Source organism: Sulfitobacter sp. LC.270.F.C4, assembly GCF_032922545.1.
GTDB classification, from domain to species: Bacteria; Pseudomonadota; Alphaproteobacteria; order Rhodobacterales; family Rhodobacteraceae; genus Sulfitobacter; species Sulfitobacter profundi.
In genome coordinates, this window is record NZ_CP136685.1 from 167,268 (window position 1) to 191,982 (window position 24,715).

The 24,715-nt window shown below is 54.7% G+C and carries 20 protein-coding genes; 11 read left to right on the forward strand and 9 right to left on the reverse strand.

From position 1 onward, the window contains the following. Positions 1–5: 5 nt before the first annotated feature. From R1T45_RS00875 to R1T45_RS00895, 5 genes are all read right to left on the reverse strand, one after another. Positions 6–1,934: a relaxase/mobilization nuclease domain-containing protein gene (locus tag R1T45_RS00875; protein WP_317388823.1), complete on the reverse strand. Its 1,929-nt coding sequence runs from the start codon at positions 1,932–1,934 to the stop codon at positions 6–8. After that, on the reverse strand, positions 1,927–2,649 hold the full coding sequence (locus R1T45_RS00880) for a helix-turn-helix domain-containing protein (RefSeq protein ID WP_007120925.1): 723 nt from the start codon (positions 2,647–2,649) through the stop codon (positions 1,927–1,929). The genes R1T45_RS00875 and R1T45_RS00880 overlap by 8 nt, the downstream gene beginning before the upstream one ends. 512 nt (positions 2,650–3,161) lie before the next feature. Beyond that, on the reverse strand, positions 3,162–3,338 hold the full coding sequence (locus tag R1T45_RS00885; protein WP_007120927.1) for a hypothetical protein: 177 nt from the start codon (positions 3,336–3,338) through the stop codon (positions 3,162–3,164). Positions 3,339–3,887: 549 nt separating this feature from the next. Beyond that, entirely contained in the window at positions 3,888–4,553 is a 666-nt protein-coding gene (locus R1T45_RS00890) for a DUF6088 family protein (protein ID WP_317388824.1), read from the reverse strand. 462 nt (positions 4,554–5,015) lie between these two features. Beyond that, entirely contained in the window at positions 5,016–5,354 is a 339-nt protein-coding gene (locus R1T45_RS00895) for a DUF736 family protein (protein WP_067294723.1), read from the reverse strand. A 561-nt stretch (positions 5,355–5,915) separates the two neighbouring features. On the opposite strand from R1T45_RS00895, the gene R1T45_RS00900 reads away from it, so the two are divergent. From R1T45_RS00900 to R1T45_RS00950, 11 genes are all read left to right on the forward strand, one after another. Next, entirely contained in the window at positions 5,916–6,248 is a 333-nt protein-coding gene (locus R1T45_RS00900) for a helix-turn-helix transcriptional regulator (RefSeq protein WP_317388825.1), read from the forward strand. Beyond that, positions 6,238–7,554, forward strand: a complete 1,317-nt coding sequence (locus R1T45_RS00905) for a type II toxin-antitoxin system HipA family toxin (RefSeq protein WP_317388826.1) — start codon at positions 6,238–6,240, stop codon at positions 7,552–7,554. The genes R1T45_RS00900 and R1T45_RS00905 overlap by 11 nt, the downstream gene beginning before the upstream one ends. A gap of 261 nt (positions 7,555–7,815) precedes the next feature. Continuing rightward, positions 7,816–8,448, forward strand: a complete 633-nt coding sequence (locus tag R1T45_RS00910; RefSeq protein WP_317388827.1) for a tyrosine-type recombinase/integrase — start codon at positions 7,816–7,818, stop codon at positions 8,446–8,448. Positions 8,449–8,645: 197 nt separating this feature from the next. Then, positions 8,646–9,524 (forward strand): LysR family transcriptional regulator, encoded by an 879-nt coding sequence (locus R1T45_RS00915; RefSeq protein ID WP_317388828.1) that lies wholly within the window; start codon positions 8,646–8,648, stop codon positions 9,522–9,524. Between the two features lie 94 nt (positions 9,525–9,618). Further along, a complete protein-coding gene (locus tag R1T45_RS00920) occupies positions 9,619–10,449 on the forward strand; it encodes a putative hydro-lyase (RefSeq protein ID WP_317388829.1) in 831 nt (276 codons plus the stop codon). 10 nt (positions 10,450–10,459) lie between these two features. Next, complete coding sequence (locus tag R1T45_RS00925) at positions 10,460–11,485, forward strand: TRAP transporter substrate-binding protein (protein WP_317388830.1); 1,026 nt, start codon at positions 10,460–10,462, stop codon at positions 11,483–11,485. A gap of 28 nt (positions 11,486–11,513) precedes the next feature. Next, positions 11,514–12,062: a TRAP transporter small permease gene (locus R1T45_RS00930; RefSeq protein WP_317388831.1), complete on the forward strand. Its 549-nt coding sequence runs from the start codon at positions 11,514–11,516 to the stop codon at positions 12,060–12,062. Further along, positions 12,059–13,342, forward strand: coding sequence for a TRAP transporter large permease (locus R1T45_RS00935; RefSeq protein ID WP_317388832.1), 1,284 nt, complete (start codon positions 12,059–12,061; stop codon positions 13,340–13,342). The genes R1T45_RS00930 and R1T45_RS00935 overlap by 4 nt, the downstream gene beginning before the upstream one ends. A gap of 67 nt (positions 13,343–13,409) precedes the next feature. Continuing rightward, positions 13,410–16,988, forward strand: a complete 3,579-nt coding sequence (locus R1T45_RS00940) for a hydantoinase B/oxoprolinase family protein (RefSeq protein WP_317388833.1) — start codon at positions 13,410–13,412, stop codon at positions 16,986–16,988. Next, complete coding sequence (locus R1T45_RS00945) at positions 16,985–17,638, forward strand: DUF2848 domain-containing protein (protein WP_317388834.1); 654 nt, start codon at positions 16,985–16,987, stop codon at positions 17,636–17,638. The genes R1T45_RS00940 and R1T45_RS00945 overlap by 4 nt, the downstream gene beginning before the upstream one ends. A gap of 363 nt (positions 17,639–18,001) precedes the next feature. Further along, positions 18,002–18,730 carry a hypothetical protein gene (locus R1T45_RS00950; RefSeq protein WP_317388835.1) on the forward strand — a complete coding sequence of 243 codons (729 nt, stop codon included), beginning with the start codon at positions 18,002–18,004 and terminating at the stop codon, positions 18,728–18,730. 163 nt (positions 18,731–18,893) lie between these two features. Here R1T45_RS00950 and R1T45_RS00955 read toward each other — a convergent pair whose 3' ends face one another. From R1T45_RS00955 to repA, 4 genes are all read right to left on the reverse strand, one after another. Then, complete coding sequence (locus R1T45_RS00955; RefSeq protein ID WP_317388836.1) at positions 18,894–20,180, reverse strand: ATP-binding protein; 1,287 nt, start codon at positions 20,178–20,180, stop codon at positions 18,894–18,896. 544 nt (positions 20,181–20,724) lie between these two features. Then, positions 20,725–21,819, reverse strand: a complete 1,095-nt coding sequence (gene repC / locus R1T45_RS00960; RefSeq protein WP_317388837.1) for a plasmid replication protein RepC — start codon at positions 21,817–21,819, stop codon at positions 20,725–20,727. Between the two features lie 227 nt (positions 21,820–22,046). Continuing rightward, positions 22,047–23,024 carry a plasmid partitioning protein RepB gene (repB, locus tag R1T45_RS00965; protein WP_317388838.1) on the reverse strand — a complete coding sequence of 326 codons (978 nt, stop codon included), beginning with the start codon at positions 23,022–23,024 and terminating at the stop codon, positions 22,047–22,049. Then, positions 23,024–24,226, reverse strand: a complete 1,203-nt coding sequence (repA, locus tag R1T45_RS00970; protein ID WP_317388839.1) for a plasmid partitioning protein RepA — start codon at positions 24,224–24,226, stop codon at positions 23,024–23,026. The genes repB and repA overlap by 1 nt, the downstream gene beginning before the upstream one ends. Positions 24,227–24,715: the final 489 nt, after the last annotated feature.

A 24,715-nucleotide genomic window follows, 5' to 3' on the forward strand; every position in this document is an offset into this window, starting at 1 on the left:
TCGCTCTAGAATTCCATCTCGTCGTCGAGACCACGATCACGCCCAAGGTCTTTGCCTAAGGTCTGCGCCTCTTGCTGCCCTTTGAGCTGCGCCACTTCGGTTGCCTTGTCCTGCTGCAGACTGGATGCACGATCAGTGAAGACCTGGTCGCCGGTTTCTTCAAAGGTCATTTCTAGGAATTCTTGTGTGACGGTGATCTGATCGATCTTGCCCGGCAGCACGTCGTTGAGGACTTCGTAGTTCCCGCGCCGCAGCTCGCCGAGGCCTTCCTCGCCCAGCTCTTTGAACAGCTCAGCCTGCAGAGTGCGCTCAACAGTTTCTTCCTGAACTTCTGACAACTGCCCATCGCGCAACATATCCGCCAGATCCTGCAGATAGGTATTGGGGCTGCGATCATCCTCATCGATCAAGGGCAGATCTGCCGCCTCTTCCTCTGCAAGGCTCAACCCGATTGCGACACCGAGTTCTTTGGCCCGCTCGGTCAGGGCTTCCATCACCCCATCGACACGTTCCAACGCCCCATCGAGTTGCTCATCATTCGCACTCTCGACCGTCAGCCCCTCTTTGCTGAGGACGGCATTCATGTCCCGCTCAACCCAGTCTTGCGCCATGCCGTAATTCTTCGTGCCGCCAGCTGTAATCCGCGCCACCAACTCATTGCTATCCATGCCCGCCTCATCGGCTTGCGCTAGGACATCTTTCAAAGCGTCGTCATTGCCAGACTGCAGCGCTGCGGTCAGCACCTCGTTTCCAGCACCGGGCGGATAGGGCTCTTCAAGCTGCTTGCCAAACCGCGCGCGCAGTTCTGGATCGGGCACCATCTGTGACAAGTCCGCAATGACGGGAGCGGCCTTGGCTTCAAACGCGGCGCGCTCGGTTACATCAAGCTCTTCGGCTTTCAGCCGCAACGCTTCGATCGTGCGCTCGGAATAGTCGATGGCATCACCAACGGTTTTGATGTCTTTCATATCGATCTCTCCTTCGGTGAATGTCCAAGGGGTGCCAGTGCCCAGATTGGCGGCCATACCGCGCACGGCGCGGGCCAGATGGCGCTGGTCCATGCGGTCCAGCAGCTCGGCAAACTCTGTGTAGTCTTTGGCAAAGCCCACGACCTGCGCTTGTGCGACGGCGGATTCCTCGGCCGTCATGATGATCTCGCGCGGCAAGCGCGCTTCTTCTTTGGCGCGGTAGATTTCAGCAAGACCCGCTGGCTTCTCAAAGATACCCCGCTCGAGACGGGTCGTCGCGTCGAGTATGACGCCATAGCCTTCTGCGATCTCGGCCTGCTTTTCGCGCATTAGCTGCGGCGACATCACGCCCTCAGCCCAGCAAGAAAACCATGTGCCCTGATCGAGCCCACGGTTGTTCAGAATGATGTGCGCATGTTTGTGGGCGCGGTCGTCATGTACGGCGAGAACGTAATCCCACTGATCACCGTACTCACCGCTCTCGAAAAAATGCTCCGTCCAGTCCATCGCGATGTCGCGCACCTGATCGACGGTGACGTCTGTCGGGAACGACAGCAGCATGTGTGAGGTGAACCCGAGCTTGGTCGATCCGCGCCAGGTCTCCGACCAAGCCTCGATGATATCTGACTTCTGATCTTCAGACAGCACCGCGTCATCCGTCAGCGCATTGGTCATGGTCGAATAAGTGTAGACGGCCTTGTCATTGATATAGGCAAGCTGATTGCCAAGAGAGGCTTGTGTTTTGCACCCCCCTGCCCTGATCCGCTTGAACACAGCCGCCTGGCTCTGGCCACTGGCAGCCTTGGCGACGTTGCGCGCCGACATGGATCCGACGCGCCCAAAGCTGCGCCCTTGCCGCCGGCCCGCGATACGCGCATCAATCCGCGCCGCGGCTTTGCCCCGGATCCGCTCATCCTCCCAGAGCTTCCCCATGACGGAACTGTAAAGAGCGAGCGGATCAGCCATTGGAGATGTTCCGATCAATCACGATCGCGCCCGCTTGCAGCGCAGACCCGCCGTTCGGAACCAAAGCAGCCGATTCCCGCACCCCTTCGCGGCCACCCTCCCCTGCCACCAATCTCAGTCCCGATGCCACGCGCGCAGTCTCATCTGGATGCGCCCGCAGGGTGGCATCCCCTTCTTCCTTTAACGGCCAATCCTGCTTGCGTCGGACCTGCGCTGCATACTTCATCTGGCCGAGCTCACGGCTCATGCACTGCGCAAGATCAAGCAGGTCTACAAGCAATGCGCGGTCCTCAAGCGACACGGAAATCTTGCCGCGATGCACAGCCTTTGCGAGCGCCAAACCAGCATCACTGACGTCCTTGGCTTGTCGCCAACTGGCACAGAATTCAGCAACTAGATCGCGCGGCACATCAAGGAACCCACACCGTCCGCGCAGCACTGCATTGAGGGCTTGGGAGCGGTTGGCGAAACCACGTGTCTGCCACTCTGCATCAAAGGCTGCGAGCTCTGACGCTGAGGCGCGGAAACTGACCCGTTCAGAGGGATCACGCACCGCCAGTCCTTCGCCCTGCTCTTCCTTTGCAAGCCGCGTCACATGCCTGCGAGAGACGCCATAGGCTTCCGCCAATACCTTTGGGGTTTCACCTGCATGATAGCGCCGCGCCAGCTCAATGCGCTGCTCCAGCTTGAGGCGTTTTGGTCTTCCTGTCTTCATCACAAGTGCACCTCGCTACATTCAAAATCAAATATCCGGCGGCGCGTGCGAGGCAGCGCTTGCTTGCAAGCGCGTTCGCGCGTGTTGGTGGATTCTTTCTTGCGTGGCACGCTCTCAGACCCCTCGGACAAATGTCGCAGACAAGTGGCATATCCTGCCAACGTCCTTTTCTTCTCCTTCCTTCATATATCAATAATACATATTGCGCAATTTATCTTTTTGCATGAGTTCAATTTCTATGCGCTTCACGCCGCCTCCCAGAGGCCACACCAACTATCAGAAACATTCTGACTGACCCTGTTGGCAGCTCGCACAAAGCGAGCGCGGGCCTTCACATACAAAACAATACGCAAGGATATGCGCCCCCAAGGCGCATCGAGTGATCAACATGAAAACAGCAAAAAAGCTGACGCCCGACCGCGTCGGTGTCAGCTTCTACAACTGCCTGTCTGGGGCCTCCCACAGGAGGTCGCCCTCCCCTGCGGATCACTCAATCCGCAGGGGTATCTGGCTCAATGAGCCAGATCCTGAGAGCGCAAATCTGCGCAGCGATCTTGGGCAATCAGAGCCTCGGTTGCGAGGCTGTCTATGACTTCAGGATGGTCACCCTCCTCAAAGGCTGAGAGGTAGGTTTCAAAGGCCATGTCAGCTTGCAGTTCTGCGAGGTCGAGAGATTGTTCGAATGTCATGTTGTGATCCTTTCCATTGATCGTCGTTGGACGGATCGTGGAAAAGACCGGAGGCATCAGAGCGGGCTGCACCCAACTTGGGGCGCAATGAAATGGAGCACGTGAAGGGCGATTTTTGTTGTGGGCGATGCAAAGCAGCGCGCAAGGCGCCAGCCGTCCAGAAACCTTGCCCAAGCGTTGCAGCCCGCTCGCCTCCGGGCTAGCGATCTGATGGGCCAACAGGTCAATGGGAAGAGCACAACACGGTGAAGAATTGAACCGTCTCTCACCAGTTTTCCTGCAGGCGAAAGAGGACGGTATCCCACACTCAGATACGAAGTTGCTGCTCACCTGATCTCAACCAAGCCGCTCCAAAAAACCGAACGACAGCTTCAAAGCCACAAGATCAAGCTTGGTTCAATTGGTCCTCGAGAGACCCAGTCGACGCCAGGATTGCATCAAAGGATGGAGCCTCACCGAAGATCATGGCCTCAGCATTTTGGTAATCACCGATCATCCGAGCGGCCATTTCATCATCTGGAGAGAGCGGGGCGTTCAAACCTTCCATGCTCAGCCTCGATCACCCGCAGCCGCACCAAACAGATGCCCACGCAAAATGTCCTGCATCCAAATTGGCGTAGCAGCGAAACCACTTTTCAGATCGTCCAACAGTGCCGGGCCAGTTTCGTGGCTGGCTAGCAGGCGACGCACTGCGCTTTGAACAGCCGCCTGTTCTTCGTCGCTCGACATGACGTCATGAAGCCAGTGCAAGGCCTGCACCAGATACATGCCAGGGCGCCCTGCCCAATACAGCCGACTAGGTGCCGCTTGTTTGAAGACGATCTTTTGATTGTCTAGAGTGACAGGCTTTAACCGCGCATCAACAAGCACTTCGATTTTGGCCGGCACCGCGTTGGTGAGGCCGAGCGTGTTGGCAGCCGTCATACCATCGATCAACCAGCGAACCTGATCGCGACGCGCGATTGCATCGATGACGGCGCGGTAGTCTGGTACGGTAGATTTGCCTGTCAGCGCATTCTGGGATGGTTTGTCGTAGAGCCCGCGCTGGATGCGGCGCAGCTGACCGGACGTGACCATGCGCTGCAGTGCCTTATCGACAGCTGCGCGACCCCCGATGTCGGCAAAATCAGCTGGCGTCCACACTTGTCGCGGCGCGTCATCTACACGAGCGCGTAGGCGGTCTGGCAAAGTTTTCAATTGTGCAGATCCGACCATGTCCGAAATATACCGCAAAATTCGGACAGAAGCGAGTTCAAGCTGATGTACCGCCTTAAACGACGATGGCGTTCAAATTGGCAACCAGATCATCCAAATCGGTTTGATGCCGTCACAACTGGTAAAATTGGTTCGTACCGCAGCACACTCAGTCATACAGTTAACTCAGTAAAAAAGAGCGGCTCCGAGATAGGCTTGTAAATGCGGCTTGCAACCTTGCCTTTGGGGGCTTGGGTCACCGCAGCGCTCGCACTGCACACAGCATTACGGGTCGCCGACATTTTCCTGCTTTTTGCCTGGTTAATGTGATTGGGAAAAATAATCAAACATCTCTTCGACCATTCGACCTCTGCGCACTTTGCTAATAATGTACTGCGCATATCGGCCGTTTATTCCACATGGGCAGTGCTCACTGCCGTGCGGGAAAAGTAGCCAGACCGCCGAAGCGGTCTGGCTTGACTGTTAAGCGGCGTCTTTCGGACCCCAAGGGATGATGGCCTGCAGGGACATGTCATCCTGGCTCGCGGCTTTGCCGAGGTTGGCATTGAAGGCGTGATCGCGGACCGTCAGGGTGAAGTAGTCAGAACCAGTGTCTTTGTTCTGCTTCTTCCAGATGCCACCGCATTCGACCAGTTTGCCGCGAGGGGAGCGGCCGAGGACGCGATGCGTTGGTGCCATGGGGTTGCTGCTGGCAACTGGTTCAACCGTGATGTCGAGGTCGAAGGTCAGGGTTGAAATCGAGCCGATACCTTTTGCGGTTTCGATATCGTCGCTGGTGAATTTGATGCAGTTCGTGGTCATTGCTTTTCTCCTTGTTTGCGTTGCAATGATGGTCACCTTGCAGCTGGCCAAGGCCCGGACACACCGAAGGCGAAGCGTCAGCGGAGAGGGGCAGGCGCGGATCTTTTTGTGTCGCGAGGAATGGCCCGCAGGGACAGGGGAAAAAGATCGGGGGCAACCTTTGTGGACGGGGCGACAGCTGCGACCAGCATTATCGAGCAACTCAACACATCAGGAGAAAGCCTATGGCCACGTCGCTGATAGTGAACACTGACAAAAGAAACTGCGAGAAGGCATCTTCACTTCCTGTTTGACTGACAACGCGCCGATCAAAAGACCCTGCCTCCGTCAGACCTGGGAACGACACATCTCGCTCTCTTCCATCTCCCCCCAAGCTCTGGTGGGGCCGGTTTGCTGGAATGGATGCACCAAAGACCAGTTTCGTTCACTTACCTGAACATTCGCTTCATTACGTTCAGAATACTGGACAACATCTTGACTCGACGCCAGATTGATAATACTTGTCCAATATACTGGACGTAAGATATCTCACGTTCATCTAATCAGACAATGGCAGCGCACATGAAACGCAAAAGAAGTTACTCACGGGTTACGAAGCAAGCTTTGTCTATCTTCGGCAAGCTGATCCGCGTCGCCCGCACGGAACGCGGCATGACAGCGCAAGACCTTGCGGACCGTGCAAACATTAGCCGCACGACACTGTATAACATCGAAAAAGGTGCACCCGGCCCTGAGATCGGCACGGTCTTCGAGGTCGCAGCGCTTGTTGGCGTGCGTCTGTTTGATGCCGATGACAGTACGCTTGCAATGCACAATGTCCGCCTTGATGAAAAACTAACACTCCTGCCAAAGAGCGTCCGGGCATCCAAGCAAGAGGTCGACGATGACTTCTAATTTTGCCCAAGCCTCGGAGGCCTTTGTCTGGATATGGCTGCCCGAAAGCACCGCCCCTGTCGTTGCAGGGCGCATCACGCAAGATGCGGACCGGTTCGTATTCAATTACGGTGCAAGCTACCTCGAGCGCACCGATGCAATACCGATATACGCACCCGAACTCCCGCTGCGTCGAGGCATCATCGAACCTCAGGCCGGTCTTTCGATGGCCAGCTGCATTCGCGACGGCTCTCCGGATGCATGGGGGCGGCGTGTCATCATCAATCGTTTGGTGGGCGCAAAGGCGAGTACAGCCGAAGTCGGCAACATCACAGAAATATCCTACCTGCTTGCATCCGGTTCTGACCGCATCGGTGCCCTCGATTTCCAAGCGTCGGCGACGCAGTATGTGCCGCGCCGGAAATCCGAAGCCACATATGAGGAACTCATCGAGGCAGCCAGTCTCATTGAAAAAGGCGCGCCCCTGACGCTTGGCCTAGATCAGGCGCTCAATCACGGTACATCAATCGGTGGCGCGCGGCCCAAGGCGCTGATCGATCGCGGAGATCGCAAGTTGATCGCCAAATTCTCGGCAAGCGGCGACCTCTATAGCGTCGTCAAAGCGGAATTCATCGCGATGAAGCTCGCGGCTGCCTGCGGCCTAGACGTCGCGCCCGTCTCGATGATTGAAGCTGGCGGCAAAGACGTGCTCTTGATCGAGCGCTTTGACCGGACCCGCGCAGGTGAGGACTGGCATCGCAAAGCGATGGTGTCTGCACTTACAATCCTTGGGCTGGATGAGATGATGGCGCGCTATGCCTCCTACGAGGATCTGGCCGAGATCATTCGTCACCGCTTCGCCAAGCCCAAGGAGACGCTGCGAGAGCTGTTTGGCCGAATCTGCTTTAACGTGCTGTGTGGCAACACGGACGATCATGCCCGCAATCATGCAGCCTTTTGGGACGGCAAGATGCTTTCGCTCTCCCCTGCCTATGACATCTGCCCGCAAGGCAGAACCGGAAATGAAGCGACACAGGCAATGCTGATCAAGGACGATAACCGAATGAGCACATTGGCCAATTGCCTTGCTGCCACCCCTGACTTCTTGCTCACGGACGACGAAGCAATCGACATCATCACACAACAGATTGTCACGATCGCCGGTGAATGGGATGCAGTCTGTGATCTTGTTGACCTCAGCGCAACAGACAAAGCCCTGTTTGGCGGTCGGCAATTCTTGAATCCCTACTGCATTGAAGGGCTGGACCCGGAGCATGGAGCGTTAACTGATCTATTTGAGGGATCACGAAAGCAATTGTCAGCTTAGAGAGGGGTCACTTTAAAGGCGTTTGGCCGTTACGGCCAGCAAAACCAGCCGTTCGTAAATATCGCAGCGAAGGCTACCGAAGAGCCCATACTGTGAGTCCGATTTTCCTGCTGCGAGCGCACGCAGCTAGGGAAATGCTGCGTCAGCGAAGAACTCTGCTCGGCCGCGCAGAGGAAGCAGCGGCCATTCGAAAAGTGCTATGTTTTCGTTGTCAGCGCGGTGCTGATGTCTGGGTTTGGAGGGAGGATTGGAGGGCATATTATGCCAAGAGTCCAACTTCCCGCAGTCACACCAAAGCGCAAAGCCTGGAACAAGGGCCGGATCACCGGTCAGAAACGACCGCTGCTTCCCAAACAAGTGTGGGCCATCCGGGCGCGGCTTGAACTTGCGGGCCATCTTCGTGATCTTGCACTGTTTAACGTTGCAATTGATAGCAAGTTGCGGGGCTGCGATCTGGTTAAACTCGCCGTCATTGACCTTGTGAAAGAAGGTCGTGTTCGCGAACGGGCGTCAGTGCTTCAGAGCAAAACTAAGAAACCGGTGCAGTTTGAACTCACCGAGAACACAAGGGATACCGTCATTGCGTGGGTAAGATCACCCGAGATGATCGGGTGCCGCTTTATGTTCCCGAGCCGCTTTCATGACCGTCCGCATATCTCAACGAGGCAGTATGGCCGGTTGGTCCGTGACTGGGTGACGGCGATTGGTCTGGAACCCAGCGGATACGGCACACACTCGATGCGCCGCACCAAAGCAGCGGAAATTTATCGCAAGACTGGTAACCTTCGCGCCATGCAACTTCTGCTCGGCCACACGAAGGTCGATAGCACAGTGCGTTATCTCGGCGTCGAGCTGGAAGATGCGTTGAGCATCGCGGAACGCATCGATATCTGAATGAAGTTGGCGGGCGGTTATCGCCGTTCGCCAATCCAGTCCACGTTGCTGTGCATCCCGGAGATGCCGACCGGATCAGAACCACTTGGACCAACGTCGCAAGATGCGGGGATGTTTCGTGTTAAGGTTTCTGCTAGGCATCTAGCAAAGGAAAATTTATATAACTAATCAAATATTGATAGAGATTTACAATCACTATGACCTTCGAACAACTTCGCACATTTCTGTGGGTCGCGCGCCTTGGCGGCTTTCGAAAGGCCGCTGACAGGTTGCACCTGTCTCAGCCAGCTGTTTCAACGCGGATATCCAATCTTGAAGACGAGTTGGCGGCCAAGCTGTTCGAACGCGGCCCCGGTGAGCTTTTACTGACCAAGAAGGGTCAACAGCTTTTGGGCTACGCCGAGCAGATGTTGTTCGTTGAAGAGGAAATCAAACAGCGTGTCGCGAACCCTGCAGAGACCGAGGGCCTTTTCCGCCTCGGAGCCTCTGAGACCATCGCGCAGGCTTGGCTTCCATCATTCATTCAGGCGTTCAGTGCGCAATTCCCGCGGGTCAATGTTGATCTGACTGTCGATATTTCATTGAACTTGCGGGCATCGATCCTGGAACGCCGACTTGATCTGGCCTTTCTCATGGGGCCAGTGTCCGAGTTCTCGGTCAAGAACGTAGCGCTTCCTCGATTTGACTTGCATTGGTACAAATCCAGCCAAATGGGGGATGTCGACCTCACTGAAACCCCGATCATATCTTACTCGAACAAGACCCGCCCCTACCGTGAATTAACGTCAGAATTGGCGCAGCGTGTTGGCCCGAAGAGCCGGGTTTTTTCCTCTGCGTCCTTGTCGGCCAGTTTGAAGATGATCGCGGCAGGTATCGCCGTTGGGCCTTACCCGCGCGTCCTTGCCACGCCGCACCTTGTGGCCAATGAAGTTGTCGAGTTTGATCCCGGCTTTGTTCCGCCCGCGCTGGAGTTTACCGCATCTTACTTGGCTGAGCCACGGAGCTTTCTTGTTGAAAACAGTGCAGAAATTGCACGTGATGTGGCGACGGCATGGCATGCTTCTCACCCAGAATAGACATTCAAAGTATCTATCGTAACTGATATAAAATGATAATTTGAATGAATTTGGCTATTGTGGAACTGTCAAAGGACAGAATCGCGGGGGAGCCATGTCGTCTCAACAACCATCAGTTCAAGATGAACAGCGCTTAACGAGTGAAGAGATCCGCATGCGTATTCGAGCGCAGCGGTATGACACGCATACGTCTGGCTTGGCTCCGGGAAAGCTTCAGTGCAACCTCGCTATTCTCCCTGAGGTCTATGCACTGGACTTCCTGCGGTTCTGTCAGCGAAATCCCAAGCCTTGCCCCTTGGTTGGGGTGAGCGAAACGGGCGATCCGATGTTGCCGACCCTTGGTCGCGACATTGATATTCGCACGGATGTGCCACGCTACCGTGTTTTCCGGCACGGCGCGCTTGAGGACGAGGTGCCGGATATTTCCAGCTTATGGTCCGATGATCTGGTGACTGTCGCGCTGGGGTGTTCGTTCACATTTGAGAATGCGCTCATGCGGGCGAGTGTTCCCGTACGGCATATAGAAACAGGTCGGAACGTCCCCATGTTTCGCACCAATATTGACCTTGAGCCTGCCGGTCCATTTAGCGGCCAGATGGTCGTCACGATGCGTCCGCTGCCTGAGAATCTGATTGAGCAGGCGACATCCATCAGTGGCCGCTATCCACAGGCGCATGGTGCGCCGATCGCTGTCGGCGACCCGGCCGCTATCGGTATCAAGAACCTCGATCAACCTGACTACGGTGATCCTGTTGACATCCGGTCGGGGGAAGTCCCGGTCTATTGGGCCTGCGGCGTCACCCCGCAAAACGTTCTGCGGGCCGCAAAACTGCCAATCTGCATCACGCACGCCCCCGGCCACATGCTCATCACCGATGTCGCGGAAGATGCAGAGACAACCATCTATCAAGAAGCCACCAACTAGGAGAGAAGACATGAAACGTACACTTACATTGCTTGCCGCCACGACGGCGCTAGCCGGGCCAGCCCTGGCAGAAGATCTGTCCGTCGTCGGCAGCTGGTCCAGCTTGCCGCTGCACAACACATATGAAGCGCCATTCTGGACAGAAACACTGCCCGCAGCCGGAGATTTTAACGTTGAGCTGACAACGCACAACGCGATGGGCCTTGGCCTGTCAGAGATTTACCCCTTGCTGGGTCAGGGCGTCTATGATGTGGCCATGACGGTGGCAGATTACGCAGTTGGCGACGCGCCCGAGCTTGAGGGTCTTGATGTGCCGCTTCTGGCACTGACCGCCGATGAAGCCCGCGCAATGGTTGATTCCGCCCGCCCGATGGTGTCCGACATCTACCGCGACCGGTTCAACGCCGAAGTTCTGGCCATCGCGCCCTATCCGCCGCAGGTCGTTTTTTGCAACGCTGAGATCAACAGCTTTGCAGACCTTGAAGGCCTCAAAGTCCGTGCCTCTGGTCGGATGACAGCCCTGTTCCTTGAGGCACTCGGCGCAGAGGGCGTCAGCGTCTCATTCGGTGAGGTTCCCGGTGCCTTGCAAACCGGTACAGTTGATTGCGCTGTCACTGGTGCTGGTTCGGGCTACTCGGCGGGCTGGTGGGAAGTCTCCACGCATCTCTTGCCAATCCCTCTGGGTGGTTGGGACCACGTTGTCACGGCGATGAACGCAGACAAATGGGACAGCCTATCCGAGGCGAATCAAGCGACGATCCGTTCCGAAATCAGTTCGGGCTTTGAAGAGCCTGCCTGGGCCAGCGCTCAAGATGCTTTGGTGAACGACATCGCTTGTCTGACCGGCAACGGTGACTGCCCTTCCGGTGAGGCGCGCAGCATGAAACTTGTCGACATCTCGGACGCGGATTTTGAGAATGCGCGCGCAATCTTGATCGGCGAAGTTCTTCCCGACTGGGCCGAACGTGCAGGTGGTGATTGGGCAGACCGGTGGAACGCCTCTGTTGGTCAAGTCGTCGGCGTGACCATCGAATAATCGTAAACAAGACCAAGGGACGGATACCATGGAACTGGCGTTGATAGATACGCTTCGGAAACTCAATCGCACAATCGCCTTGATTGTGGGTTTGGGTCTTCTGGGAATGGCGGCGTTTGTCGTCGCGGATATCGCTTTGCGTCAGGTCCATGCGTCGTTTGGCGGATCAGAAGAGTTCGCGGGCTATGCAATGGCGCTCGTCAGCTCATGGGGTATGGCCTACGCTCTACTTGAGCTTGGCCATATCCGCATCGACCTTATTCGCAGCCGAACGGGGCAGACGGCCCGTGCGCTTTTCGATGTGTTTTCCATGATTGTGATGTCTGGCGTTGTCGTCATGATCGCGGTCAAGTGCTGGCCTGTCGTGGAACGCGCCATAGACAACGGCAGCCGCGCCAACACGCCCATGGCGACCCCGCTGGCGTGGGTGCAAATCCCTTGGTTTGCGGGGTGGGTCTGGTTCGCGGTCATGACCTGTTTGGTCACACTGGCCGCAATCAGTCTGATGGTACGCGGGCAAAGCGCTGAGACGGAAGCTTTCGTCGGCGCATTTTCAGAGCAGGATAGCCTCTCATGATTACCTATGTTTCTGCTGGCCTGCTGGCCTTGCTCGCTGTGTCTATTCCTGTTGGTATCGTTCTCTTCCTGCTTGGCTTCGGCGTTGATCAGTTTTTCTCGAATTTTCCGCTCACCCGCGCTTTGGGGAACATGGTTTGGTCGTCTTCAAGTTCCGCGACGCTGATCGCCATTCCATTTTTCGTCCTCCTCGGCGAAGTGCTCGTCCGTTCAGGCGTGGCCACCCGCACTTATGCAGCACTTGACCGTTGGGTCAGTTGGTTGCCCGGCGGACTTGTGCATGCCAACGTGGCGACAGCCACGATGTTCTCGGCCACGTCGGGGTCGTCCGTGGCGACTGCAGCGACAGTGGCAACCGTGGCCATGCCGCAAGCGGAAAAGCTCGGGTATGACCCAAAGCTGTTCTCGGGCGCAATCGCGGCGGGCGGCACACTTGGCATCATGATCCCGCCGTCGATCAACCTGATCGTCTTTGGCTTCCTGACTCAATCCTCTATCCCGCAACTGTTTTTGGCGGGTCTGGTGCCTGGCCTGATCCTTGCACTCTCATTCCTGATGGTCACGGCGATCATTTGCACGATCCGCCCTGATCTTGGCGGGCAGCGGCGCGTCTTTCCATTGGCGCAAATGCTGCGCGCGCTGATCGATTTGGTACCGATTCTGATCCTGTTCGGGCTTATCATCGGATCTATCTATCGCGGTTGGGCCACCCCGACAGAAGCCGCTGCGGTGGGTGTTGCAGGTGCCTTCCTGATCGCTGCCGCATTTGGTGGTGTGAACTGGGCAATGCTGCGCGACAGCCTTCTGGGGACGATCAAAATCACCTCCATGATCATGCTGATCATCATCGGCGCGTCCTTCCTGAACTTCACCCTTTCCTCGGCGGGTCTTGGTCGCGAGTTGACTTCCTTTATGGAGGGGCTGGGCCTTGGGCCGATCGGGTTCATTCTGGTTGTCGTGGTGCTGTACATTGTCTTGGGCTTTTTCATCGAAACATTGTCGCTGATGGTTGTTACGATCCCCATCATTGTCCCGATGGTGCTGGCGCAGGGGTATGACGCCGTCTGGTTTGGCATCCTGATGATTGTCCTGATCGAAATGGCGCTGATTACGCCGCCAGTGGGCCTCAACCTTTATGTCGTCCAAGGCGCGCGCAAATCCGGCAATATCGGCGAGGTGATGTTGGGCGCTGCTCCCTATGCGCTTGTGATGCTGATCATGGCATTTGCGCTTATTGCCTTCCCCGAGATCGCCCTCTGGCTGCCAAGTTTGCTCGGCTAGCGTTTCGACCATCAATTTTACTGAAAAAATGCGGCCCCGAGGGCTGCAAACAAAGGAGAACCGTCTCATGTGGCAATTTTGGGTAGATCGTGGCGGCACGTTCACGGACATCGTGGCAAAATCGCCTGAAGGTGATCTGCGGACACATAAGCTGCTGTCTGAGAACCCCGAAGCTTACCTCGACGCGGCGGTGCATGGCATTCGCGAAATTCTTGACCTCAAAGCAGATGCTCCAGTGCCGACCGGCCTTATTGAAGCGGTGAAGATGGGCACAACCGTCGCCACGAACGCGCTGCTTGAGCGCAAGGGCGAAAAGACGGTACTCTTCATCACCAAGGGCATGAAAGACCTGCTGCGCATTGGGTATCAGAACCGCCCGAAGCTATTTGATCTCAATATTGTGCTGCCAGAGCTGCTTTATGACGACGTTGTGGAGGTCGATGAACGTCTCGACGCAGACGGCAATATCGTCATAGCCCTCGACACGACCGCTGCCCGCGAAGCGCTTTCCCGCGCTTATGGCAAAGGCTATCGATCCGTCGCTATTGCGTTGATGCACAGTTATCGCTTCCCGGATCATGAACAACGCTTGGGCGACATGGCTAAACAATCCGGCTTCACGCAAATCTCGCTCAGTCACGAGGTCAGCCCTTTGATAAAGTTGGTTGGCCGTGGGGATACGGCGGTTGTCGATGCTTATCTGTCCCCCATCCTGCGCCAGTATGTTAGCCAAGTTGCGAACGCTTTGGGCGCACATTCAGGTGGCTGCGAACGGCTTATGTTCATGCAGTCCAACGGCGGCCTGACCGACGCGCGCTTGTTTCACGGACGGGATGCGATCCTGTCCGGCCCCGCGGGGGGTGTTGTCGGCATGGTTCGGTCTGCTGGTGAGTTGGGCTATGAAAAGCTTATCGGTTTTGACATGGGCGGCACCTCAACGGATGTCTGCCATTACGCGGGTGAATTTGAACGCTCGTTTGAAACCGAAGTGGCCGGTGTGCGGATGCGCGCCCCGATGATGTCGATCCATACTGTGGCGGCAGGAGGCGGGTCGATCCTGTCCTACCGAGATGGCCGTATGCAGGTCGGTCCGGAAAGTGCGGGGGCCAATCCTGGCCCTGCCGCCTACCGCCGTGGTGGCCCGCTGACCGTGACCGACTGCAACGTGCTTTTGGGTAAATTGAACCCAGATCATTTTCCGCATGTGTTTGGTCCAAATGCGGATGAGCCACTTGATAGAGACGCTGTTCGCGAGAAGTTTGAGGCACTTGCCGCCCAGATCGGTGATGGCAAAACGCCCGAGGACATCGCCGAAGGGTTCCTGCGCATTGCCGTCGAAAACATGGCGAACGTGATCAAAAAGATCAGCGTGCAGCGCGGCTATGACGTCACAAAATACACGATGAACTGTTTTGGTGGTGCGGGTGGTCAACATGCCTGCCTTGTTGCCGATGCTTTGGGGATGGAGCGTATTTTCATTCACCCCTTCGCGGGCGTTTTGTCAGCCTTTGGCATGGGTCTTGCCGATGTGCGCGCCATGCGAGAGCGTCAGTTTGAAAAACCTCTGAACGACCTTGATGCCGCCGCGGCCTTAGCAAAGTTAGCGGAAAGCGCCCGCGCCGAAGTCGGCGATCAGGGCATCGCGCCCTCAGACATCGACGTCCTGCAACGGGTCCAAATTCGGCCACGCGGTGCGCAACAAAGCCTCGAAGTCCCCTTTGGATCGGCCCCGGACATGGAAGCCGCTTTTGTTGACGCGCACCAACAACGGTTCGGCTTTGCACCTGACACAAGCGATCTGATCATTGATGTGTTGGTGGTGGAAGCCGTTGGTCAGACAGGCGAACAGGTGAGCCTGCCCGACACGCAAGGCACCGAACCAGATAAGACGACGGTATCTGTCTGTTTCGATGGGACGTGGAAAGACGTCTCGCTTGTTGACCGCACCACGCTTGCCCGTGGTCAAACCGTTGAAGGCCCCGCAATCCTGACTGAGCCGACGGGCACCAATGTGATTGAATCCGGCTGGCGCGCCACCTGTGCCGAGGGCGGCAACCTGATCCTTGAACGTACCACAAAGGTCGCCCGCGCCGAGGCTATCGGCACATCCGTAGATCCCGTCATGCTAGAGGTGTTCGACAACCTTTTCATGTCCATCGCAGAACAGATGGGCGCGACACTCGCCAACACAGCATATTCTGTGAACATCAAGGAACGCTACGATTTTTCCTGCGCGATCTTTGACCAAAACGGTGATCTGGTCGCGAATGCACCGCATGTCCCTGTTCACCTCGGCTCTATGTCCGAAAGCGTGCGCACCGTGCTGCGTGAAAATACAGGCAAGATCCGGCCCGGCGATGTGTTCATGATGAACAATCCCTTTAACGGCGGAACGCATCTGCCGGACGTGACGGTGATCACACCCGTTTTTGATGCCACTGGTAACACCATCATCTACACTGTCGCCTCACGCGGCCACCATGCCGACATTGGCGGCAAGACACCCGGGTCCGCGCCCCCTGACAGCCGGATTATCGAGGAAGAAGGCGTCGTCATCGATAACTTCCTCCTTGTTGCGCAAGGGCAATTGCGGGACCCCGAGACGCGGGCTTTGCTTGCCTCTGGCAGGTACCCTTGCCGCAATGTCGATCAGAACATGGCTGACTTGGCCGCACAGATCGCAGCGAATGCGACGGGCGTTGCAGAGTTGAAAAAGATCACGACCCAGTTCGGAATTGATGCCGTTCATGCCTATATGGGGCATGTTCAAGACAATGCAGAGGAAAGCGTCCGGCGTGTTCTGGATGTTTTGAAAGACTGCTCATTCAGTTATCCCATGGATGGCGGTGCAAAGATCGAAGTCGCGATTAAGGTCAACAAATCTGATAGATGTGCCACGATTGACTTCACCGGAACCTCGCCACAAAGCCCGCTGAACTATAACGCGCCGCTTTCGATCTGTCGGGCTGTCGTCCTTTACGTGTTCCGCACGCTTGTTGGCCGCGATATCCCGATGAATGAGGGCTGCCTTAAGCCGCTTGACCTGATTGTCCCTGCAGGCTCGATGATCAATCCGCGTGCTCCCGCCGCCGTCATCTCTGGTAACACCGAGGTGAGCCAATCCATTGCGGATGCGCTTTACGGTGCACTTGGTGTGATTGCGGGCTCTCAGGGCACGATGAACAACTTTGTCTACGGCAATGACGTGTTCCAGAACTACGAGACCATTTGCGGCGGTACGGGGGCGGGCCGCGGCTTTGACGGGACAAGCGCGGTCCATAGCCACATGACCAACACCCGAATGACGGACCCGGAAGTGCTTGAAACCCGCTTCCCCGTGCGTGTTGATGAGTTCTCTATTCGACAAGGCTCTGGCGGTGCGGGTGAGTTTGTTGGCGGTGACGGCATCGTTCGACGGTTGACCTTTAATGAGGCAATGACCGTCACAACGCTCAGCTCACACCGCGTTGTCGCCCCCCACGGGACATATGGTGGGTCCCCAGGTGCCACCGGTGAAAACGCCGTGCAGCGGTCAAATGGGGCGTTTGAGCTGTTGGACGGAAACGACCAGGTGGAATTGGAACCAGGTGACACCTTTGTTATGAAAACACCTGGCGGCGGTGGATTTGGGAAGGCAAACTTATGAAGTTTTATCACTCTGGCTCGGAAATAGACCTGACCGTTGAGCACCTCTACGTTGCCGGTTGGACGGGTCGAAATGCCGACGCGGTGCAGCATCATATCGACGAGCTTGCTGAGATCGGGGTGGCGCCGCCAAGCGAGGTGCCCCTCTATTACCACGTATCCAGCAGTCTTCTGGTTCATGCAAACACGATCGAAGTGCTTGGACCAGACACATCGGGAGAGGTTGAGCCGCTCATCATACAAAGTGCTGGTGCCTTGTGGCTCAGCTTAGCATCTGATCACACTGATCGCGCTTTGGAGACATATTCAGTCGCGGCCTCAAAGCAGATTTGCTCAAAGCCCGCGGCCAGGGAAGTGTGGCGATTATGCGAGGTCGATGCAGACTTGGACACCTTAATGCTGCGCTGTTCAATTAAAGAGGACGGAAGCTGGGTCAGCTATCAAGTGGGCGCTCTGTCGAACATCTTGCCGTTGCAAAAACTGATCAGCGGCTCTGGCATGGGTGACAACTCGGCGATGCTCTGCGGGACGCTTGGCGCAATCGGCGGTGTCAGACCTTCGGATGCTTACAAAATGGAACTTGAAGATCCGAAGCGAAACCGGCGGATTACACTCGAATATTCTGTTCGTAAGCTGCCAATAGTTCTTTAGAAGAACCAAAGCGGAAGTCCGCGTTATCAAGCCTAATGGAGGCACCTGGCTGTCCCAGAACCGCAATTGTCGCAGCCGCTGCGCAATCGTGCTTTGTACGCACCTGAGAATTCAAATTAAGCTGTGGTGAATACCCAGCTTTAGTTTAGGTCAAAGCCAAGCTGTCGAATGGCTACTTCGGTGACATTGGTTGCGTCAGCAAAGTGCGGAAAACGAACGGTGGCTTCGTCCGCTTCCTTCCCCTTCGTTGCGACCGCGGCGAAAGTCCGGTCTACGTTTACAGCGAACAACAATCATCGAAGTAGGTAACCTTCAAATTTTGCTTAAATCGACATTGGGTCGGACAAAGTGGTAGGCAATCACATGATTAAGTACCAAGACATTTCTGATGACGACCCCGTTCTCGATCACTCCCGCCTTCTGAAGGCGATGGAAAACGCATTTGAGTATGCCACTGCTCATGGTGGGATCGGGCTCACGCAGACCAAAGCCTTCAATCGCAAGTTTGCTCATTGGATGGCTGATCATTCACCTTGGCCGCGATACCACACCGATGAATTGATGAGGCTGAACAAGGTACTGAACGAATGGGACGTGCCACTTGCCATGGTCGTCCATGATTTGATGATTGTCGCCAAATTCGGGCGCCATACAAAGGGTAAATTTCAGATTTCAAAAAAGGCGCAACAACTTGCCAGCCAGCGTGCTGCATTCTTCGCCAAAATAGCTGAAACGTACCTGTTTGAATATAATCACGCGCGAAATGCCCGATCAGAGTTCATGGCACCCGGAAACTGGGACATCTTCCTCAACATCATCAACGTCGAGGCCGAACAAGGCCTCACAGAAACGCATCTCGTCAAGACACTCTATGGTCTCGAAAAACGTGCGCATGTGATTGATCGGGAATACTATGACCACGCCGGGTTCATCTTCACGCATGTCCTGCAACCACTCAGCTGGATTGGTTTTCTGGCAGAAACATCCGACGGTGGGAGACTGTCAGATCGCACCTACTGGAAAACGCCATTGTGGCGGGCGTGTCTGCAACTGGAAACCGACGGTATGGTCGACGCACCACATCGCCACTAAGGCTTCACTCAAGCTGTTGGCATCAAAATTGAGCCCCCTGCCCTCCTTGCTTTGCGTAAGCGTCTTCGCATCATCTATTTTTGAGGCAGACCAGTGATCATTTGCAATCTCGATGACACGAAGCGAACAGATCAAGCTGGGGATCAGGGCATTTGAAACACAATCAATAATTGATCGTGCTCCAAAGCGCGCTCACCGGAAGGGCGAAGTTTCTGTCGCCAAAGGTGAGCTTTTCTTGGCCTAGGTAGAACACGATCCCCGTGCATTTTTTACTACGACCAGGCCCGTCTTTTGAAAACCATTTGAGGTGTTTAAAATCATCTCCAGTGACTGATGCAGACGCCTTGATCTCAACGCAGACCAAGTGGCTGCCACCGTCGATCAGGATGTCAATTTCCCGCTGGTCTGCACTGCGCCAGTGATAGAGCCGGTAGTCAGCGTCCTGCATTGGGACGGCACGCTGGATCTCGTTCAGAACAAAGCTTTCTAGCAGGCCGCCAAGCGCCTGCGGTGTGTTGTCGATAGTAAAAGTATCTTGGGTGAAACGCCGAAGGGCACAGGCGATGCCCGTATCTGCAAAATGGTATTTAGGGTTCTTGATCTCCCGCTTGCCCTCGCCTGATGTCCAGGCACCCAGCTTGGTCAACATTGACAGCCGTAGCAGAATATCAAGGTATTGATCGACGGTAACCCGTTGCAGTTTCGTCAGTTTGGAAAGCTCGGACGTGCTGATTTCCTGCGCGGAGCGCGCCGCCATCTGATCTATCAGGATACGCAACGCATCCGGTTTTCGAACCGGTATGATATCAGCGACATCGCGCTCCACCACTGCGTCGATGTAATCCCGATATTGCCGCTGGCGGGATCTTATCGGTAGCTCTCTCACTTCTGGAAAACCACCTTCTAGGATGAGATCTATGTAGTCACGTCGACTAACCTGCTCCGGATCACCCACCTGCCCTAGTTTCGGTTCGTTTTGAATCGCCCAATCCATGATGCGATTGACGGGTGCCTTTTTGACTTCAGCGACGGATAGGGGCCAGAGCTTAAGTGTTCGCATTCTACCCGCAAGCGAGTCAGCCACATCAGTGGTTGTGAATACGTTGGAGGAGCCGGTAAGTACAAATTGCCCCTTACGCCGATTGGTATCGACGACCCTCTTGATCGCGAGAGCTAGTTTTTTGGATCGCTGGGCCTCATCAATGATAAGCGGATCGCCATTCAGATTTTCCGTTAAGCTGGTAAGCTGGCCCTCCGGGTCCGCTTCAATGGCCGCCAAGACAGCTGCGTCATCCAATGTGATGAAACGGCCATTGCCAAACAAGTCCCGCACAAGTGTTGTCTTGCCAACTTGCCTTGGACCAATGAGGTTGACCACACGTGCTGATGCAAGTGCATCTTCAAGCTCTGGGATGAGGTGCCTAGGCAGATATTCTTCTGTATCAGTCATGAACCTTTTGTCTCTCCCTCGCCTGATGAAGCCCAAACCGAAAAAGAGGTCCGCTTCCTTTTCACAGAATGCATATTAGAGGCTCCACCATTTGTCTATTAGATGCCTCACCATTTGTTCATTAGTGCATCTACAGTTTGCCTAGAACACAGGTTTGCTGGGAATTTCGTAGAGTTCACATTCACTCGCTCTCTGCGCGCGGTCAGGTCACGTGAGCTGTCTATCTCGATCATCAGCAAGAAGCTCGACGCTGTCACGTTTGAGCGTAGTGCCTCTTTCCGCTTGCAACAGATCATCTTGCAAAAGCGTCGGCAGTCCTATCCCAGGTACTTCTTACACACCTGAAACTGATAGAGCTTTATAATTCGAGCTGTGAAGTGCCTGATTTTGAGCCCCTGCCTTCTTTCTATCAACGACGCCGTTTCTTCGTTCGGAATTTACCGCGAGCAGCCGTCTGTTTTAAGTGTCGTTGTCCCCTGCCCTGACGACAAAGGCTTTGGCAATGACATCACTTTGAGAAAATTGTCCGCGGACAATTTTTGGTTCACGCGGCATAACTCTGAGCCTTAGCAAGACGCCTTACCAATCTTTCTGGGCTGAAATTGTCACTCTTCGATCCCGTCGTAATTGAACGAAAGTAGGCACCAACGGCTTTGATTTTGTCATGGAACTGCATAATCGCCCATACTGTGGCTGCAGCTCTTAGTGCACCAAGTCGGGCATGTGCTGCATCATAGTTTTGGGTCGTGATCCCTATCATCGGTGCAAGCGTTCGAGCGTGAGCTACGACATCATGAATTGTTTCAATCTTTCTCAGTGAAAATTCGGCAGCCTGTGGGCAAGCTGATAACAATTCTGGGATCGTGATCGGAGCATCGGAACTTGTAAGAGGAGTTTCTTTTTTTAAAGCGACACTCTCTTTATCAATATGTTCTTTATTTGACTTATGATGGTGCCGGACAAATTGACCGTTACTGGCGGTCAGAGTAGTCGTCAAATTAGGAGTTTGATCGTCTGGTCCCTCAGCTTCAACTTCAGTAACTGGTAGGTTTGCGAGGATTTGTTCGCAGTCTTGGAGCGATAACTTGCGTCGAAGAATACGGAATATGTTGAGGGCCCTGTCGTCGTCAGGGTTTTCGACGAGGCTTGCATTGGCGGCAGTACGTATCTTAGCGCGCAGGTAATCGATCTGTTCCCGTTCCCTCAGGACTTCTGCTGCCAAAGCTGAAATTTCGTGAAGTCGGTCAAAGAGCGGTGTAAGGTCGAAGCCAAACCGTAGAGCTTTACCTTCAATGCGGTTGTGCTTAGTGAAGCGCTTCCGGTTTGGGCTGTCACGGCGAACGAGTAGCCCAGTTTCCTGCAATGTTGCAGCATGACGTCTGATCGTTCTGTCTGAAATGCCATTGCGTCGAAACGTGAGCGTCGAGTTTGATGCAAACACAGTGTGGTGATTGCGTTTGGGTGCGAGGCACGAAAGCATCGCATCTAATGTTGAAATTACGGACGCGCTCAGGCCGAGACGCGGAGCGGCGTTGCGGAGTGTTGCTATGACGATGTGACGCTCTGGAAGGGAATTGTCCGCGGACAATAGTTCATTGGTCCGCAGCCCAGTGGGTGCAGTTGCTTTCGTAAATGCCATGTTTTTTCACGACAACCTGATGTGAAAGGCTCCTATATCTCTGAAAATCAGAAAAAAGGCCGCAAATCTTCAGCAACCGAATCGGTTGTTATTGACTGGCGCGGAGAAGCTGGTAAATCTGAAAGTGCAAAGAACAGATTGGGCTCTCCTAGGGAAACCTTGGGGGGCTCTTTCTTTTTTGGGTTGTTGGTCGTGCTCCTTTTTTAAGTTTTACTGCTCGGTCGACATCAGTCAGGCTTTTGCTCTGACTGCCACGCCTCATAGAGGCGCGTAAGCTCAGCTTCTGCGTTGTTACGCATCCACTGGGCAAATTCCGGGGCATCAGACTTCGACAGCTTGAATGTCAAAGCACGGGCCGTCTCTTTTACTTCTGCCAAAGCCGTCCCATCGCTAAGTTTGATCGATAGGGTAGGGGGGGCAGCTGGTTTGTCTGGGGCTTTAGATTTTAGCGCTTGAGTAATGGCATCACTGACCATGCCAAAGCGGTCGTCGGAGCTTTTGGCTGCATTAAACTGAAGCGTTGCGGTGACCTGTTCAAGATCGATGCTATCGCTGCGCGACTGGTCTGCCAGCTCTTCCCAACGTCTGCGTCCAATGCCGTGCGCGGAGCCGATCTTCTCGATGACTGACTTTGGAATAGACCGTGCAACTTTGGTCATGCGCGATAACATTGGCTTGTCCACAGCGAGGGCATCCAGAATGATTGCTTGCTCGTAGCCACTTGTAGCCAGTTCGGTGGCGAAAAGCGCTTTTTCAATGAAGCTTGGGTCCAAGCGTTGAGTGTTTTCTTGTCCCTGGGCAAGAATAGCCTCTTCATCAGAAAGAGACCTGACAAGTGCTTTCGCGGGAATGCCGAGCGACCGCAAAGCCCGCAATCTGCGGCGGCCATAGACGATCTTGTAGTGCCCCGGTTTGTCCGAGATCGGCCGCACCATAATCGGGACTTGCTGGCCGTGCGCCTTGATGCTTTCCGCCAGCGTTAAGATATCCGAATCGGTGAACGAGAGTCGATCCTTGGGGCCGCTCTCTTCGATGACATCAACAGAGATTTCCCGCACCGCGTTGCTCGCAACATCTTTCAAAGTAGACTTCACGCCGCTCATCGCACCAGTATTTGGAAAACGCGCTTTTTGCTCGCTAGACGGTGCCGCCGTGCTGTCCGCATCAGGTGGAGGAGGCGGCTGGAATAGGTTTCTACGGGCCATCAGTCAGTATCCCTTCCCCAAGCTTGCTGGATCGTCTTCTCGAACTCATCCGCAACGCCGTTAACAGACTCTAATATGCGGTTTAGTGTCTTCTTTACGATTTGTGAGGGATCCAGCTCATAGATGGTTTGCTGCGTCATCCCAGCGTCGGAGATCGCTGTGGATTTGAGCATTGGCGTGGTTAACACCTGATCAAGAAGAATGGACCGTAAGAAGCCCGCCATTTGTGATTGGGGTACGTCGGTCGGTTCATATCGAGCGACTAAGAACTTTAGGAAATTCCAATCGATTGGCCCTGCGGCCTCTTCTAGAGTTTGGACAGTTTCTCCAGCCATTTCAAGGAATTGCGCCATTGAGGCAACATCCAACATGCTGGGAACAACCGTGATCAGAAGGCCAGTTGACGCCAACAGGGCCGTCATCGTTGTAAAGCCAAGCTGAGGCGGACAATCTATGATTACTAAATCATATTCGGCCTCAATTTCGTCGAGGGCGATTGCAAGGCGTTGTGTAAAAGGAGGATCAATCTTGTGCTGAAGTGCATAGGCCGTCTCAGTCTCGTATTCGGATAATAAGAGGCCCGCAGGTGCGAGATCAAGATTATGAAAGTAGGTCTTTCGAATGATCTGGCTCAATGGTAGCGGATCTTCATACTTAAGCGCGTCATAGATCGTACCGTTCTCGGCGAACTCGATTTCAGGACGGTATCCGAACATTGTGGTCAAGCTGGCTTGCGGATCCATGTCGATTGCAAGAACTCTATAGCCCCGCAAGGCGTAGCGTTGGGCTAAGTGGATCGCACTGGTCGTTTTGCTGGACCCGCCTTTGAAGTTGACAATCGAAATCACTTGAAGGGCGTCGTTCTCGCGGCGTCCAGGAAGGTATGCCTCACCATTTCGACCAGTTTTTGCCATGACATGACGGATTTGATCAATCTCCTGTGCAGTGTATAGCCTGCGACCTCTGGAATCAGTCTCTACGTCAGGGAAATCGCCTTCTTGATGACGTGTCCTAAGATTAGACATGCTGATACCTGTCAGCTCAGAAACTTCAGCAGGATGAAACTTGCGCAGCGCTTTTCGACTATCGGGCTGGAAGCTGTTGCGCATATGATGATTTAACGCTTCCGACAGGCGGGCGGCATTCGCTGCAATCGATGCGGCGATTGTGCTGGTTTGTGCGTTATTAGAGTCTGAATTCATGTTGCCCTCACGACCTCTTACCGGGTCATTTCTGTTTCGTCGCTAAATAACGTGATTTGCGTTGGTTAGCGACAATTGAACTCATGACACGCAAGTTATCCCCAGGCAACATTTTTTTGCGCATTGCTTGTTTCTGGAGCTTTCCGAACATTGCCCAAAAAAGGCAGATTTTGCGCATAACAATCTGATAATACTTAAGATATTTCATCTAGTGGCTGGTTTTGCAAGATCTGGTGGTGTTTGCCTCGCCAAGCCCAACCAATAGCATCGGCATCCATATTTCGAATCGGGTGGCTTTCCGATTTTGTGGTGACGGATGAAATAGGGCATCGCAATACTGCTGATTAAAGGCTCGGAATCCGAACTGCAAAAAGGACGATTTTTCACAACCGGCAAGAGAGTGGCGAGGTCAACCATCTTGGGACTTGCATGCGCAAGCAGGGTACCATACGCCGTTGACATATAAGTCATTGAAGCATATATGTATTG